Below are 467 nucleotides of genomic sequence, written 5' to 3'. Positions count from 1 at the left end.
CTATCGCCGCGTTGGAGAAAATTCATCCACTTTGTTAGAAAAAAACTATTGATGCGATTGATTAATAGAGTTATAGTCTTCAGCGTGTAACGTGTTCGTTACAGCCAGCAGGTAGTTTGAGCGGGTTGTCGTGAATCTCTTTTGCCAATTCTCAAGGAGTCAACGCATGAAAACTGTCGGCGATAAAGTCGAAGCCTTTACCGTGACGGCTGCGAAGCCAGGTTTCAACAACCACGAAGAGAACGGCGTATCGGCGTTCGAAGAAATCACCGAATCGTCGTTCCCGGGCAAGTGGAAGATCATCTATTTCTACCCGAAGGACTTCACGTTCGTTTGCCCGACGGAAATCGTCGAGTTCGGCAAGCTGGCCAAGGACTTCGAAGAGCGTGACGCCGTCCTGCTCGGCGGCAGCGTCGACAACGAATTCGTCAAGCTCGCATGGCGCCGTGAGCACAAGGACCTGAACA

Annotated in this window: 1 protein-coding gene; it reads left to right on the top strand. The window is 50.7% G+C overall.

Annotated features, from left to right (window positions below):
* Positions 1–166: 166 nt before the first annotated feature.
* Positions 167–467 (top strand): redoxin domain-containing protein (locus SB753_RS34740; protein WP_410804569.1); only part of this gene is annotated, 301 nt, incomplete at its 3' end.

This window comes from Paraburkholderia sp. SIMBA_053, assembly GCF_046534895.1.
Classification (GTDB): domain Bacteria; phylum Pseudomonadota; class Gammaproteobacteria; order Burkholderiales; family Burkholderiaceae; genus Paraburkholderia; species Paraburkholderia caledonica.
The sequence above is the reverse complement of the archived record's forward strand: the minus strand, read 5'-3'. Positions and strand labels throughout refer to the sequence as shown.